This window comes from Mycobacterium sp. E3339 (assembly GCF_001666915.1).
GTDB lineage: Bacteria > Actinomycetota > Actinomycetes > Mycobacteriales > Mycobacteriaceae > Mycobacterium.
Genome location: NZ_LZIZ01000084.1, coordinates 37,153 through 53,109, shown reverse-complemented (window position 1 = coordinate 53,109; position 15,957 = coordinate 37,153). Strand labels below are relative to the sequence as shown.

8 protein-coding genes and 1 pseudogene are annotated in these 15,957 nt (G+C 64.4%); 3 read left to right on the top strand and 6 right to left on the bottom strand.

The genetic code is table 11. The features are described from left to right. Positions 1-258 precede the first annotated feature (258 nt). The gene (locus A5702_RS08375) at positions 259-693 is read left to right on the top strand and encodes an MmpS family transport accessory protein (RefSeq protein ID WP_197281027.1); all 435 of its coding nucleotides are present in this window, start codon (positions 259-261) and stop codon (positions 691-693) included. Next, positions 690-3,608, top strand: coding sequence for an RND family transporter (locus A5702_RS08370; protein WP_055399293.1), 2,919 nt, complete (start codon positions 690-692; stop codon positions 3,606-3,608). Before A5702_RS08375 ends, A5702_RS08370 begins: the two co-directional genes overlap by 4 nt. Here A5702_RS08370 and A5702_RS08365 read toward each other — a convergent pair. The 5 genes from A5702_RS08365 to A5702_RS08345 form a co-directional block, all read right to left on the bottom strand. After that, positions 3,601-4,383: an SDR family oxidoreductase gene (locus tag A5702_RS08365; protein ID WP_055399295.1), complete on the bottom strand. Its 783-nt coding sequence runs from the start codon at positions 4,381-4,383 to the stop codon at positions 3,601-3,603. The two genes, A5702_RS08370 and A5702_RS08365, sit on opposite strands and share 8 nt — an antisense overlap. A 65-nt stretch (positions 4,384-4,448) precedes the next feature. After that, a complete protein-coding gene (locus A5702_RS08360; protein WP_068219799.1) occupies positions 4,449-5,306 on the bottom strand; it encodes an ABC transporter permease in 858 nt (285 codons plus the stop codon). Then, on the bottom strand, positions 5,306-6,226 hold the full coding sequence (locus tag A5702_RS08355; RefSeq protein ID WP_082459697.1) for an ABC transporter ATP-binding protein: 921 nt from the start codon (positions 6,224-6,226) through the stop codon (positions 5,306-5,308). Before A5702_RS08355 ends, A5702_RS08360 begins: the two co-directional genes overlap by 1 nt. Beyond that, positions 6,223-11,760, bottom strand: coding sequence for a type I polyketide synthase (locus tag A5702_RS08350; protein ID WP_231965018.1), 5,538 nt, complete (start codon positions 11,758-11,760; stop codon positions 6,223-6,225). The genes A5702_RS08355 and A5702_RS08350 overlap by 4 nt, the downstream gene beginning before the upstream one ends. A 95-nt stretch (positions 11,761-11,855) precedes the next feature. Next, positions 11,856-13,616: an NAD(P)/FAD-dependent oxidoreductase gene (locus A5702_RS08345; protein ID WP_067815907.1), complete on the bottom strand. Its 1,761-nt coding sequence runs from the start codon at positions 13,614-13,616 to the stop codon at positions 11,856-11,858. A gap of 187 nt (positions 13,617-13,803) precedes the next feature. Between A5702_RS08345 and A5702_RS08340 the strand changes: the two are divergent. Further along, positions 13,804-15,027, top strand: a pseudogene (locus A5702_RS08340) (cation:proton antiporter); the annotation flags it as partial. Between the two features lie 60 nt (positions 15,028-15,087). On the opposite strand, the gene A5702_RS08335 reads toward A5702_RS08340, so the two are convergent. Next, positions 15,088-15,957, bottom strand: coding sequence for a hypothetical protein (locus A5702_RS08335; RefSeq protein WP_082955983.1), 870 nt, complete (start codon positions 15,955-15,957; stop codon positions 15,088-15,090).

Below are 15,957 nucleotides of genomic sequence, written 5' to 3'. Positions count from 1 at the left end.
TATGCACAATATGTACTATGCTCATCAGGCAGTCTCCGGAAGCGCTTCATGAAGTAGGTGTCGCCGGTACCAGGGCCGACTGCCGGTGCGCTTGGGCAGCCGTACCCGCTTCGGGCGTTCGAGCGCGCACGCATCAAGTGATCGGCAAAACCATTGCGGCGCAACGCAAATTGTGGCGCTTCCCTGCCCATGGGCAGTGCGCCGGCCACGCTGACGCTGACGAGATGGCGGCCGCCTGACGGGAAGGGGATCACCTAGGTGCAGGTATCGAAGCTTGTGCGCAACGCGTGGTTGCCGTTGCTGATCGTCGCGGTCCTGGTGGTCGGCGGCTTTGCCGTGGCCCGGGTCAAGTCCTTTTTCGGTGCCCAGGACACGGGCATCATGACCAGCCCACGCCTGGACGATTCCAAGCCCTTCAAGCCCAAGGTCGTCAAGTACGAGGTATTCGGCTCGGCCAGCAGCGCGAATGTCAACTACCTGGACCTGTCCGCGGACCCGAAGCGGGTCGACGGCGCGCCCTTGCCGTGGACGCTGGTGCTCAGCACGACCGCACCATCGGTATTCCCGAACCTGTCGGCGCAGAGCGACGGGGATTCCCTCGGTTGCCGCATCACCATCGACGACGAAGTCAAGGCCGAGAACCAAACCAACGGCGTGCACGCCCTGACCTTCTGCTTGGTGAAATCCGCATGAGCGCACATTTCGATGACGCCCGCACCGACACCATCCCCGCCGTCGCCGGCGAACCGATTCGGGACAAGATTCCGCGGCTGATCCGAACATTTGCGGTGCCCATCATCCTGGGCTGGATCGCGATCATCGCGGTGCTCAACACCGTCGTCCCGCAGCTGGACGAGGTGGGGAAGATGCGCTCGGTGGAGATGACTCCCGACGACGCGCAGTCGGTCGTCGCGACCAAGCGCATGGGCGCAATCTTCAACGAGTACAAGTCCAACAGCTCGGTCATGATCGTGCTCGAGGGCCAAAATCCCCTCGGCGCCGACGCCCACGCCTACTACGACCAGATGGTCAAGAAGCTCGACGCCGACACCAAACACGTTGAGCACGTGCAGGACATGTGGAGCGATCCGCTCACCGGAGCGGGCGCCCAGAGCAACGACGGCAAGGCCGCCTACGTCCAGGTGTACCTGGCGGGTAACCAGGGCGAGGCCCTGGCCAACGAGTCGGTCGAGTCCGTCCAGAACATCGTCAAGAGCCTGCCCCCGCCCCACGGGGTGAAGGCGTACGTCACCGGGCCCGCGGCGCTTTCGGCCGATCAGCACACCGCCGGCGACCGCAGCCTGCAGGTCATCACCGCGGCCACGTTCACGGTGATCATCGGGATGCTCCTTTTGGTCTACCGGTCGGTCGTCACCGTGTTGCTCACGCTGGTGATGGTGGTCTTCGAGCTGTCGGCCGCGCGAGGAATGGTCGCTTTCCTGGGCTATTACAAGATCATTGGGCTTTCGACGTTCGCCACCAACCTGTTGGTCACGTTGGCGATTGCGGCCGCGACCGACTATGCGATCTTCTTGATCGGGCGATATCAGGAAGCCCGTGCCGTGGGCGAGTCACGCGAGGACGCGTACTACACGATGTACAAGGGCACCGCTCACGTGGTGCTCGGGTCGGGTCTGACTATCGCCGGCGCGACCTTCTGCCTGCATTTCACCAACTTGCCCTATTTCCAGACGCTGGGCATCCCGCTGGCCATCGGCATGGTGGTGGTCGTGGCGGCGGCTCTCACGCTTGGGCCCGCGGTCATTTCGGTGGCGACCCGTTTCCGCAGGACGCTCGAACCCCGGCGGACGCAACGCATTCGCGGGTGGCGCAAGATCGGCGCGGTCGTGGTTCGCTGGCCCGGGCCGATCCTGGTCGTGACGATCGGGATCGCCCTGATCGGCTTGCTGACCCTGCCCGGGTACCGCACCAATTACAACGACCGCAACTACCTGCCGGCCGACCTGCCCGCGAACGAGGGCTACGCGGCCGCGGATCGGCACTTCTCCCAGGCGCGGATGAATCCCGAAGTGCTGATGATCGAGAGCGATCACGACCTGCGCAACTCCGCGGACTTCCTGGTCATCGACAAGATCGCCAAGACGGTCTTCCGGGTGCCCGGAATCGGCCGCGTGCAAGCCATTACGCGGCCGCAGGGCACGCCGATCGAGCACACGTCGATCCCATTCCAGATCAGCATGCAGGGCGTCACCCAGCAGATGAACCAGAAGTACCAACAAGACCAGATGGCCGACATGCTGCACCAGGCCGACATGATGCAGACGACCATCGACAGCATGGAAAAGATGTCGAGCATCACGGCGCAGATGGCCAACGACATGCATCAGATGGTCAAGAAGATGCACGACATGACCATCGACATCAACGAATTGCGCCAGCACATGGCCGATTTCGAGGATTTCTTCCGGCCGATCCGCAGCTACCTGTACTGGGAACGGCACTGCTACGACATCCCGGTGTGCTGGTCGCTGCGCTCGGTGTTCGACGGCCTGGACGGCATCGACATCATGACCGACGACATCGAGAGCCTGCTGCCGATCATGGACCATCTGGACACGCTGATGCCGCAGATGGTGGCGCTGATGCCGTCGATGATCGAGAACATGAAGGCCATGAAAACCACGATGCTGACCATGTATTCGACCCAGAAGGGTCTACAGGATCAGCAGAACGAGGCGCAGAAGAACTCCAACGCCATGGGAAAGGCCTTCGACGCGTCCAAGAACGACGACTCGTTCTACCTGCCGCCGGAGACCTTCAACAACGCCGAGTTCAAGAAGGGGATGAAGAACTTCATTTCGCCCGACGGGCACGCGGTGCGCTTCATCATCAGCCATGACGGCGATCCGATGTCGCAGGAAGGCATTTCGCACATCGGCGCCATCAAGAAGGCCGCGTACGAGGCGCTCAAGGGCACGCCGCTGGAGGGGTCGAAGATCTATCTGGCGGGCACCGCGTCGATCTATAAGGACCTCAGCGACGGGAACACCTATGACCTGCTGATCGCCGGGATCTCTTCGCTCTGTTTGATTTTCATCATCATGCTGCTGATCACGCGCGGGGTGGTGGCGTCCGCGGTGATCGTGGGCACCGTCTTGCTCTCGCTGGGCGCGTCGTTCGGCCTATCGGTGCTGATCTGGCAGCACCTCATCGGCATCGAACTGCACTGGATGGTGCTCGCGATGTCGGTCATCATCCTGTTGGCCGTGGGTGCGGACTACAACCTGCTGTTGGTGGCGCGGTTCAAGGAGGAGATCTACGCCGGGCTTAATACCGGAATCATCCGGTCAATGGGCGGTACCGGCTCGGTCGTCACCTCGGCCGGCCTGGTGTTCGCCTTTACGATGATGACGATGGCGGTCAGTGAGCTCACGGTCATCGGGCAGGTGGGTACCACGATCGGACTGGGTCTGCTGTTCGACACCCTGATCGTTCGGTCACTGATGACCCCATCGATCGCCGCGTTGCTGGGCAAGTGGTTCTGGTGGCCGCAACGCGTGCGTCAGCGCCCGGTTCCCTCGCCGTGGCCCAAGCCGAGCGACGAGAAGGCGTCCGAAGAAACCGAATCCCTCGCTGCCGCTAGGTAACCCACTCGGGCTGCCCGGCGGTGTCGACCGCGGAGAAGTCCTTGTGGCCAAGGCCGGCCGTGGTGCCGCCGTCGACGACGAACTCCGAGCCGGTCGAATAACTCGACTCGTCGCTGGCCAGGTAGACGACGAGGTTGGAGACCTCCTTGGGCTGGGCGATCCGCCCCAGCGCGGTCTGGAAGATGTCCTCGGGCACCCACTCGGTCATCGGCGTCTTGATCAGCCCGGGGTGGATGGAGTTCACCCGGATCCCGCTGGGCCCCAACTCCAATGCCGCCGACTTGGTCAGCCCGCGGACGGCGAACTTGGTGGCGGTGTACCCGTGGCAGGCGATCGTGCCGGCGATCCCCTCGATGGAGGAGATGTTGATGATCGATCCCCGCCCGGCTTCCTTCATGGGTTTCACCACGGCGCGGATGCCGAGAAACACGCCCGTCAGGTTGATGTCCAGGATCCGCTGCCACTCCGAGAGCGCGTAGTCCTCGAAGGTGCCGACGTTGATGATGCCGGCGTTGTTGACGAGCACGTCGATGCCACCGAACTCGCTGAGGGCGGTGGCCACCGCGGCATCCCAGTCCTCGGGTTTCGTCACGTCGAGGTGCAGATAGCGGGCCGCGTCTCCGACCTCCGCCGCCACCGCCTTGCCCTCGTCGTCGAGGATGTCGCCGAACACCACCTTGGCCCCCTCGGCCACCAGCGTCCGCACGTGCGAGGCCCCCATCCCCCGCGCACCCCCGCTGATGAGCGCGACCTTTCCGGCCAACCGATCTGCCACTGCGATTCTCCTGTCGTGTGAGTCCTAAGCACCATACGTACAGGAGTCAACGTATGGCCATTGGCCTATTTTTTGTCCGACCACCGGAAAACTACGAGGCAGGCAATCAGCCCGCCGACGCTCCACGCGGCCAGTACGAAAAATGTCGGCCAGGGCTCCCAGCTGCCGGCCGGTTCGAAGGCGGCCATGTCCGGCGGCAATAGCACCGAGCGGAACCCTTGGGCCATCCACTTCACCGGAAAAACCGAGCCCAGGGTCAGCATCCATGCCGGCAACGCGACGAGCGGAACGTAGGTGCCCGACACGAACTGCAAGGCGACCCCCGGGCCGTTGGTGATCACGGCGGCCGAAACCGCTCCGCTCGCCAAGTTGCTGACGAAGATGCCCAGCAGCGAGCAACTGACGATGCCCAGGACGAACACCCACATCAGGGTGAACCAACCGAAAGCGGTTGTCGGCAGGGCGAGCTTGAAGATGAGCACGCCCACGGCGAGCAGGACGACGGCCTCGGCGAGGCTGGCGAAGGCAACCAGGCAGATTTTTCCGATGAAGTACGACGCCGCGGTTGCCGGCGTCCCCCGCAGTCGCCGCAGCGCGCCGGCTTCGCGGTCGGCGGCGATGCTGATGCCGAGGTTGATGAACGAGGTGGACAGGATCCCGTACGCGAGGATGCTCGCCGCGATGACCGCGCCGGTGCTGGTATTGCTGTGCGGCAGTTTCGTCGAGAAGATCGAGCCGAGCAGGATGCCGATTACGGCGGGCATCGAGAAGGTGAGCACCACCTGTTCCGGCCGCCGGTAGAACATCTTCAGCTCCGGCACGATGCGCGACAACCCGATTCGCACCGGAGACGGCAGCGGCACCGCGGACGGGCTCGAATGGCGTTGCGGTGGGGCAGATCTCCGCGCGTGACCGATGTCCATCACGCCTCGCCGATCAACCGCAGGTAAGCGTCTTCGAGCGTCGGCCGGGAGACCGTCAGCTGAGCCAGTTCTGCCCCGTGCTTCGATCGCCGCCTGATCAAGTCGGTCGGGCGATCCGTCACCTCCACGTGGGCACGGCCCGCCTCCACCCACCGGACCGTCGCGGCCGTACTGACGTACTCGGTCAGTTTTGCCGGTGAGTCGACTGCCACCACCCTGCCGTCGGCCAGGACTGCGACCCGGTCTGCCAGTGCGGCGGCCTCCTCCAGGTAGTGGGTCGTCAATACGATCGTCGTGCCATCGCTCGCCAGCAACCGGATGAGATCCCAGAATCGCCGCCGGGCATCGGGATCGAACCCGGTCGTCGGTTCGTCGAGGAAGAGCAAGTCGGGCATGCCGATGATGCCGAGGGCCACGTCGAGACGACGGCGCTGCCCGCCTGACAGCGTCCTCACCCGGGAGTCGGCAACCGGCGTCAGCCCGACGAGTTCGAGCGTCTCCCCCGGAAGTCGCGCCCTGCCATAGCATTTCGTCAGCATCTGAATGGTTTCCGCCACGGTCAGCATCCCCGCGTCGCTGACTTCTTGCAATACGATGCCGATCTTGGCGCGCCAGCTACGGCCGGCGGTTCCGGGATCTTCGCCAAGCACGCGCACGTATCCGGAATCCCGTTGCCGGTGACCCTCGAGGATTTCGATGGTCGTCGACTTTCCCGCGCCGTTGGGCCCGAGGATGGCGAAGATTTCGCCGTAGCCGACGTCGAGATCCACATCGCGCACGGCCTGCAACTGCCCGTAGGCCTTTGACAAACCTCGGACGCGCACCGCGCGGGATTCGTCCCGCTCCGTCGCTGCCGTTGGGTCGCCTTTGTCGGCCAGCTGCTCGGCTCGTGCCGGCCGTGTCCGCCCAGGAGCGTTCATGCGTGCGTTCCCCCCGCGTCCTCCTCGGCTGTTTCGAGGTCGAGCAGCAGAGCCCGGAGTTCGTCTTCAGACAACTGCTCCACCAGGCGGTCGACCTCGTCGGCGGCCGTGCGTTGCTGCCGCTGTTCGGTGACCACGGTTGGGTCGGCGCTTCCCAGTTCAAGCCGGCCAAGTATCCGAGCGGCCAGTTCGTTGACACTGACTCCCCTGAGCAGGTCCAGCACCGGCAGGTCGACGGCGAACTGGGCGTGGATCCGGGTTCTGAAATCCATTGCCATCATTGAGTCCAAGCCGAGGTCGTCTAGGGCGTCGTCGAGCCCGATATCGGTCGGGGCGAGGTCGAAGACCGCGGAGCCGATCTGTCGCACCAGGCGAGCGACCATGTCGGCCCTGTCGGCTTCCGGGCACGCCGCGAGGGAATCCAACACCGAAGTCTCGACATCGGTTTTGGCGGCCGCCGGTTCGGTGGCGCCCAGTTCGGAAAACATCGGTGGCAACTGCCCGACAAGGCCGACGCGGCGGGCCCGCGTCCAATCGGCGGTGATAGCGATGACGTTGGGCATCTGCTGGTTGATGAGCCGATCGAGGATCTGGGCTCCCGCGCCGGGCGTGATCAGCTCGATCCCCCGATGCGCATAGATCTTCTCGAGCTTGAGGTCTTCGACCATGCCTACTGACCACGGGCCCCAGCCGATCGTGGTGGCCGGCAGTCCCTCGGCCCGCCGATAATGCGCGAAGGCGTCCAGGAATGCGTTGGCGGCGGCGTAGTTCCCTTGGCCGGGTGATGCGATGACCGAACCCGCCGACCCGAACATCACAAAGAAGTCGAGCGGCTGTCCTTTGAAAGCGTTGTGCAACACGCGGGTACCCACGACTTTGGGCGCCATCACCTTGGTGAAATCCGCTTCGGTCATGTTGACCAAGAGTTGGTCGTGGACAGACCCCGCGGCGTGAACGATTCCACGAACCGGTCGGCCCTCGTCTCGGATGTGGTCACTCAACCAAGCCCGCACCTGGTCCGCGTCGGTGATGTCGACGCTGGCCGTCGTCACCCTGGCGCCGAGGCGCTCGATCTGCCGAATCGCGTCGACGGCCGACCGGTGCTTGTCGTCGTGGGATAGCAACGGCCAGCGGCTCCTTGGCGGGAGTGCGCTTCGGCTTAGCAGGGCGATATGCCGCGCTCCCCGTTGGGCAAGGTACGTCGCGACGACGCGTCCGAGGGCTCCCGGTCCGCCGGTGACCACGTAGGTGGCATCGGGTGCGAGTTTGGTCGGGAAGGCTTTCGAGAGGCTGCTGGCCGAGCGAAGACGCGGGACCAACGTGGTGTTTCCGCGGATGGCGATCTGATCCTCGGCATCGTCGTCGAGCACGTGGTCGCAGATGCGCGCGGCAGCCTCGACGCGGTCGTCGGCGGCGTCGATATCGATCAGCCCGCCCCACTGCTTGACCAATTCCTGGTGGCCCACGACGCGGCCGAGCCCCCAGATGACCGCTTGTTCGACCGCGAGCGCCTCGGTCCCCAGCGCCGGTTGCGCGTTCTCGGTGACCAAGTACAGGCGCGGCTGGACGGTCTCGTGCTCCGCGAGGGATTTCACAAGATGCAGAACGGTGAAAACGCCTAAGCGCTCGGTCGTTTCGGTCGGATTCACGTCGTGGTGCACCGGTTGGCCGTCCGGATGTGCGGGCATATCCAACGGCCAGCAGTCGATGATCCCGGCAAGGTTGCCTTCTTTGGCGAGGTGGGTTTCGAGCAACTGATGCAGCTGACGCGGTTGGCTGGGGTTCACCGCATACCCGCCGTCGAATTCGGTGAGCGCTTCCACGGGTCGGTGCTCGACCACGCGGACGCGCTGACCCCTGCGGCGCATCCGCTCCGCGAGCACTGAGCCGACGCCCGCCGCATCGACGAAGACGATCCACGACATGTTTTCTACGGCGATCGCGTTCTCCCGCTCGTCGTGTCCGGGACGGGTATGCGCAATCCACTGAATCTCGTAGAGCCCCTTGTCCACACGCTCGGGCGACATGTGAGAAGACACAGCGAGTGATTGCACCGTGAAGCCATTGAAGGCGGCGAGGGGCTGCCCGTCGGCGCCGGTCACGGTGATATCACTCTCGATCTCGTCGGCGGTGGCCGAAACGACCCGTAGATGGACGTTCATGTCACGCTCGGCTGAGCCGTATATCGCGCTTCGCCGGATCCGAACGGGAAGGTAGGGACTTTCGCGGGTCTCGTGCCCGAGAAGCGGTGCGCCAAGCAGCGTTTGAAAGGCCCCGTCGATGAGGGCGGGATGGAATCGGTATCGGTCGACATCGTCGCGGAGCGCTCCCGGGGTGACGATTCGGGCTGTCGCCCAACCATCTCCGGCAGTCGCCCCGGTCACGGTCCGGAACGCTTCGCCGTACGCCAAGCCCATGGCTCGGGTACGGGCGTAAAACTCGTCGCCCTCGATCGTGGTGCCCTCTCCCGCGCAGTTGAAGCTCGCGCAATGTCCCGGCGGCGTCGGGAGTGTGTTGAGTTCCGCGGTCGCCGTCAGCGTCCACTTCAGCTCCCCGCCCGCCGTCGCAGTGAAGGCGGTGAATTCCAGTGCGCCGGTGTCCTGATCGAGTGTTGTCCTGAGTATGGGGTCACAAGTGTCATCGAGAACCAGGGCTCGTCTCAGCGTCAGGTTCTCAACGCTGTGGTGCGCGGACCCGTAGGCGGCCTCCCCGGCAGCGAGGGCCATTTCGATGAATACCGCTCCAGGTAGGAGAACACTGCCCTGAACCCGGTGATCCGCGAGGAAGGGCAACATCGCGGTGCCCAGCTCCACTTCCCACGTGGGATGCACGGCCCCGCCCACCGGTTGCCCGAGCAGGGGATGCACCGGGTTGTAGTGGAGGTCCTCCGCGGCTTCCTGGGTCTCGTTCCAATACCGTTTGGATTGCCATGGGTAAAGGGGAAGTTTCAGCAGCCGCGCCCCGTTTCGGGGGTATAGAGCTTCCCACCTCACCGGGTGACCCTCGCAGTGCAGTGCGCCAACGCAATTCATCAGCGTGCGGCCGTCGTCCGCGTCGCGCCGCTGGGCCGGCAAGACCACCACGTCGGTCTTTTGCGCCGAGGCGATCTCGACGATTGACGTCGCAAGGACGGGATGTGGCCCGAGTTCGACGAAATGGGTGTATCCATCGTCGAGCATTCGGTTGACCGCGGGCTCGAAAAGTACTGTGGCGCGGGTGTTCTGCCACCAGTAGCCGGCACCGGCGGTGTAGCCGTCCAAGCGTTCGCCGGTCACGGTGGAATACAGCGGCATGCTCGCCGGGCCCGAAGAAAGCCCTTGCAGGGCGCCGCAAAGGTCTTCTCTCACCATGTCCATGTGGTGCGAGTGATACGGCACCTGCACGCTGAGGAACCGGTTGAAGATCCTGAGCTCGTCGAGTTGGCGGGCGATGCGGTCCAGGGCGTCACCGTCGCCGGCGATGGTGACCGCCGAGGGGCTGTTGACGGCGGCGATCGATACACCGGCCCCGATGCCATCGGCCGCTCGGTTCTCCAGCGTCTGAATGAGCGATTCTGCACCGAGGCCCACGGCGAGCATGCGGCCGGATCCTCGGGTGCGCTGTTGCAGGCGACTTCGGTGGTAGATGACGCGGATCGCCTGTTCGAAGGTGAGTACGCCGGCCAGATGGTGGGCGGCCACCTCACCGGCGCTGTGCCCCACCACGCCGTCGGGGATGATGCCGAATTCCTTGAGCTGCTCGGCCAGCGCTATCTGGATGGCGAAGTTCGCGGGTTGGGCCACATCCGTTTCCGCCATGCGAGACCTGGATTCGTCGGCGCGGAGTTCGTCGATCAAAGACCACTCGGCATAACGGGATAGCTCGCGATCGCTTCGCACGATGCTGTCGGCGAAGGCGGGATAGGCGTCAAGCAGCCCCCGGCACATCTTCCACCACTGAGGCCCCATCCCGGTGCAGACGAACGCCAGCTTCGGCGCGTCTGCAGGCGTGCGGCCGACCGGGGTTTGCCCCTCTGCCAGGGCCTGAAGTTGACCCAGCGCGTCGCCGACACCGTCCGCGACGATCGCGCGGCGATGCGTCAGGTGGGTGCGTCGCCGGCTGAGCGTGTAGCCGAGGTCGAGCAGTGAGAGGTCGGGGTGAGCGTTCAGCTGCTCCGCCAGCCGACGAGCCGTTGCCGCTAAAGCCTCCTGCGAACGCGCCGACACCGGCAGCAAGGCCAAGGGCATCTGCCGAGATTTTTCCGGGACGGCTCGAGCGGGAACCGGCGGCTCGGCAAGCACCACGTGCGCGTTGGTGCCGCCGAAGCCGAAGGAGTTGACCCCTGCGACGCGTCGCCGGTTGCCGGGGAAAGGACGACCGGTCGACGGAACTTCGATGCCCGAATTCGCAAGCGCTATCGGGTCATTGAGGTGCAGGTTCGCCGGGATGTACCCGTGTTTTAGCACCAGCGCCGCCTTGATCAACCCGGCGACCCCCGCGCCGGCTTCCAGGTGGCCGATATTGGTCTTGACCGAGCCGATCAGCAGTGGATCGGCCGGTGACCGGTCGGCAGCCAACACGTTGCCGAGTGCCCCGGCCTCGATCGGGTCGCCGACGGGGGTGCCAGTGCCGTGCGCCTCCACATAGCCGACTTCGTCCGGACGGATACCCGCCCTGCGCAGTGCCGTGGCGATGGCCGCCTCCTGCGCCGCGGCGCGGGGCACCGTGATGCCGTCGGTGCGCCCGTCCTGCGACACCGCGGAACCCAGGATCTGAGCGTAGATTTCGTCACCGTCGGCCACCGCGCGCTCGAGCGGCTTGATGACGACCATGGCGCCGCCCTCTCCCCGCGCGTAGCCGTCGGCGGAACGGTCAAAGGCCTTGCAGCGCCCGCCCGGACTGAGGAACCCGCTCTTCGATTCGGCGATGCCGGTGTTGGGGCCGATCATGATGTTGACCCCGCCGGCCAGCGCGAGGTCGCATTCGCCGTTCCAAATGCTCAGTGCGGCAAGGTGAACGGCGACCAGTGAGCTCGAGCACGCCGTGTCGATCGTCATGCTGGGCCCACGGAAATCGAAGGCAAATGAGATCCGGTTGGCCAGCATGGTCATCATCATTCCGGTGGCGGAATGGGCTTTGAATCGGTACCGGCTGGCGCGGCCCTGATTTTGCAGAAGTTGGTAATCGAGTGTGAAGCCGCCGACGAAGACGCCTACCTCGGTTCCCGCCAGGCTGTCGGCGGATATTCCACCGTCTTCCAGCGCCTCCCATGTGGTCCGCAACAGGAGGCGTTGCTGGGGATCGATCAGGTGCGCTTCGCGGGGAGAGATCCCGAAGAATTGGGGGTCGAATTGGTCGATCTCGTCGAGGAACCCGCCTCGCCGGGTAACCATCTTGCCGACCTTGGCGGGGTTTGGGTCGTAGTATTTCGCGGCGTTCCATCGCGCTTCGGGGACGGTGCCGGTGGCGTCGGTTTCGGTGCATAGCAAGTGCCAGTAGCTGGTCGGGTCGTCGGCACCACCGGGGAACTGACAGCCGATTCCGACGATGGCCAAGGGGTCGCGGTCTCCGGTTGCGGCGCGCATGCTCATCCTTTCGCCCTACGAAGCCTCAACCGCGAGAACCGGGTCGTGCGCGAATCGTTCTTGGGTCAACGTGCTTCTAGTACGGGTGCGGCGCCGAGAATCCACCCTCGGCTGACCGGATTGATTTCCTGCTCGCGGCGGTAGATGGAGCGCAGTTCCCGCAGCAGAGAGTCGCGTTGCCACGCCTGCACCTGCTGCATCACGCCGTCTTCGGAGAACCGGTCACACTTTTCCGAAACCACCGTCTCCACGAGTTGGCCCGCCAGCTGGTGTAACAGGCGGGTGTTGGCCTCAAACTGCGCGGTGAAGTCCGGACTTTCTCCGATCATCGCGGTGTGCAGGCTAACCATGAAGTTGAACGGTGAATACAAATCCACGAACCCAGCCGACGGGCGCGCGCTCTCGATTGCGGCCCATTCTCGGAAGAACCTTTGCGTACGGTTGCTGAGCTTGATCAAGCCTTCCAGGTGCGGGACGACCTGTGGATCGTCGGCGACGGTGACGAATCGTCCATTCCTGTAGAGCAAGCCGACGAAGCCCCAGTAGAAGGCGATATCCCAGATCACCTTGGCGGACATCACGGTCGGCGAGCCCATCAGCGTGTACTGATCGCAATACACGGCGAGCCACATGTCGGTGAGGGATCGGAATAACGAGTCGCTGATTCCCGACCGCGCGACGACATCCTCACCGTCGAGTTCCCGGACGATCATGTCGGTGATGAGGCCGTTACCGATCGCCACGAGGTCCAGCCCCGACGAGTACAACGGGTCTAGAAAAATCCCCGAATCTCCGGTGAGACACCAACGGTCACGGCCGTCGTACACCTTGGTGGCGCCGTGACTGTAGTTTTTCATCACCCTGAAGTCCTTGATCAGGTGTTCGTGTTCCGCCAGGACCGCCGCGCACTGCGGCTCGTACTCGTTGAGCCACGAGCGGGCCTTGGCGAGCGTGTTGAATCGGTCGAACTGGTGAAACGCCGGGTCGGCGACGATGCCGACGCTCGTGGATCCGGACGCGAGCCGGATCAGCCAAACCCAGTAGCCCTCCCCCATCAAGTGATTCGTGGACAGCGCACGATCGCCCTCGGTGATGCGGGTCTGCCAGGCCGGGTCATCGCTCCACCGGCCGATGTCGATTTCGGCGGCGACACGCAACCACACCGCATTGCAGTTGTGTTCGTTGGCGCGCCGCAAACCCAGTTGGCGGGCCAGCGCACGATTTCGTCCGGATGAATCCACCAGCCAACGCGTTGTCGTGCGCGTGATGGTGTCACCGCTCTGGATGGAAACGGTGTGCGGGTGTCCCCCGGCGCCGCACTCGACCGACACCGCCCGGCCCCGCCGAATGTCGACACCCGCCGCGCAGCAACGTCGGTAGAGCTCGTTCTCCAGCCGGCCGCGGTCAATCTGATACGTCACCTGGGGGATGAAGGAGGAACTGCCCAGTTCCAGCCGCTCGGTGATATCGGTGTTTCCGCCGTGGGAGAAAAACATTCGCAAGCCCATCTTGCGAATCTGCGAGGTCTGCAAGTGGTCGGCCAAACCAATGCGTTCGCGCAGATAGTGGGCGGAAACCTCGACCGTCGACTCGCCGACGGTGTGGGTGATCTCAGGCACTGGGTGCGAGGCGGGTGAGATGACGGCGACTCGCGTGCGGGGCCTGGCGGTGCGAATCTCGAGCGCCAGGGTCAGTCCCGCCACACCACCACCGACGATGGCGACGTCGTGATCAGGGTGAACTTTGTCGGCATCCAACCGGGCCTTGAGCCTTCGCGCGAGGGTCTCGCGCGCCTCGGGGCTCAACTGCGACAGTTGCGCGCGCACGTCCACCCGTCCACCTCTTGCAAACCCAGGGAAATTAAGTTACTTAATAGTTAAGTACGTTACACGAAATGAGGACTCTCGCAAGCCTGGAAGCACACGGTGTCGACCCGGCGGGCCGCCGACACGTGTGAGGCCAGATGCGCTGCGGCAAAGCCGATCTCAACCGCTCGTCGACCCGCCTGCCGGGATGAAGCCGACCACGAACACTCAGGACCTCACCATGCCTGCAGCAACCGCCGTACATTTTTTCCTTGAGCTGGCCGTCATCCTCGGGACATGCCGGCTCGTCGGGCTGGTTGCGCAACGCTTGGGGCAGCCCCAAGTCGTCGGCGAGATGATTGCCGGCGTACTTTTGGGCCCCTCGCTCCTGGGCCGGGTCGCTCCCGGCGTGCAGCACGATCTCTTTCCACCCGGGCAGGCGAACACGGTGCTCTACACCGCGGCGCAGATCGGCCTGGTTCTTTACATGTTCCTCGTTGGGCTCGGCTTCGACGTCAAGCTGATCAAACATCGCGCCGGCACCGCGGCGGCCGTGTCGGCCGCGGGGATCCTCACACCGCTTGCGCTGGGAGCGATTGTCGCCTTGCCGCTGCTGAACAGCGGAATCTTGTTCGGAAAAGGTGTCTCGCTGCCCTTGGCGATGATGTTCTTGGGCGCGTCGATCGCAACCACCGCGTTTCCGATGCTCGCGCGAATCATTTTCGAACAGCGGCTGTCCGGAACGCCGCTAGGTACGCTCGCCCTGATCTGCGGTGCGATCGACGACGCCCTCTCCTGGTGCATCCTGGCCGTTGTGCTCGCCATCCATCGAGGCGATCCCAGCACCGCCGCCACGGCAATAGTCGGTGGCATGTTGTACACGGCATTGCTCCTGACGATCGGGCGCAAGGCCCTGGCCGTCCTCGGCGCGAGATCCGAACGCCGGAACGCGGTCAGCGCGCCAACGTTCAGTGCAGTGCTCGTGTTGCTCATGACGTGCGCATGGTTCACCGACGCCATCGGCATCTATGCGATATTCGGCGCGTTCGTTCTGGGCGCGGCAATGCCATCCGGCTTCTTCGCCCAGCAACTCACCGCCAGGCTCGAGCCGCTGGTGACCACGTTGTTGCTGCCGCTGTTCTTCGTATACTCGGGGCTGAATACCCAGATCGGCCTGGTCAACAGCCCGAAACTGTGGGCGGTGACGGTGGGAATGCTCCTGCTGTCGATCATCGGAAAGGGAGTTTCGTGCACAGTCGTCGCGTGGCTGAGGAAAGTCCCTCTTCGTGAATCGGTCGCCCTGGGTTCATTGATGAACGCCCGCGGCTTGATCGAACTCATCCTGCTCAATATCGGGCTTCAGGCCGGCATCATCACCCCAACACTGTTCAGCATCTTGGTTTTGGTCGCCGTAGTGACGACCCTGATGGCCACGCCGATATTCGAATTCGTCTATGGGCGGCACCGGGCGAGCGAGGTAGCCACCGGGCGGTTAGGAACCCACGACGTCGAAGACCGCGGCGGCGGAGGTGACGGCCTTGTCGGCGTTCCCCTCGTCGTGCAGCAACATGCGCACGCCGATACGGCCGGGCCCGCCGCGGTGCGCGACTCCTTCCACCCGGAAGGGGCCCACCTTGCCGCGGGCCATGAACATGACGTGCCAGCTGACCACCTGGAGCTTTCGGGTCCCGGCGACGCCGGCGGCGAGATCGACAGCCGCCGTTTCTAGGACGACGTGCTGGGGGCCGATGTGCAGCGCGGCATCCGGGGATGCGAGTTCGGTGCTGAGCTCGGGCAGCACCCAGTGGCCATCGCTACGCCTGCTGGCCCCGAACGCCTGCCACAACGGCGGCAGATCCGGCGAGTCCTCGATTACCAATTCCGTGCCCGAAACGTCCATGCGGCCCAGGCCTTCCGGCGGGATGCCGATGATCGCTCCCTGGCCCTCGTTGAAGGCGATGACCCGGTCCGGGTTGTCGGCGTCGACGATCTTGCACCGTCCGTAGCCCATAGTGCGGCCCTGATGCACGATGCCGGAGCCGACGATCTCGACCCGCTTGACGTCATAGCCGGGGTCGATGATCTGCACCGACGCGATCACCGGGTTGGGCACCGCCACCATGTCCGTCTGGCATCCCTCCGGGGAGGAAATGGCCAACGGCGCCACCATGATTCCGCCGGCCTCGTTGCGCATGTCGCGGCGAATGGTGACGGTGTCGTCGACCTCGCCGAGGTCCATCGAGGAGTGTTTGCGGCCGATGTAGCGGTAGCTGAGCAGCCCCGTCCAGCGCCGGTACAGTTCGTCCCGGTAAGCATCGGAGTCCCCTGCCAACTCCCGGATGTCACGAAGCTGGTCACTCAA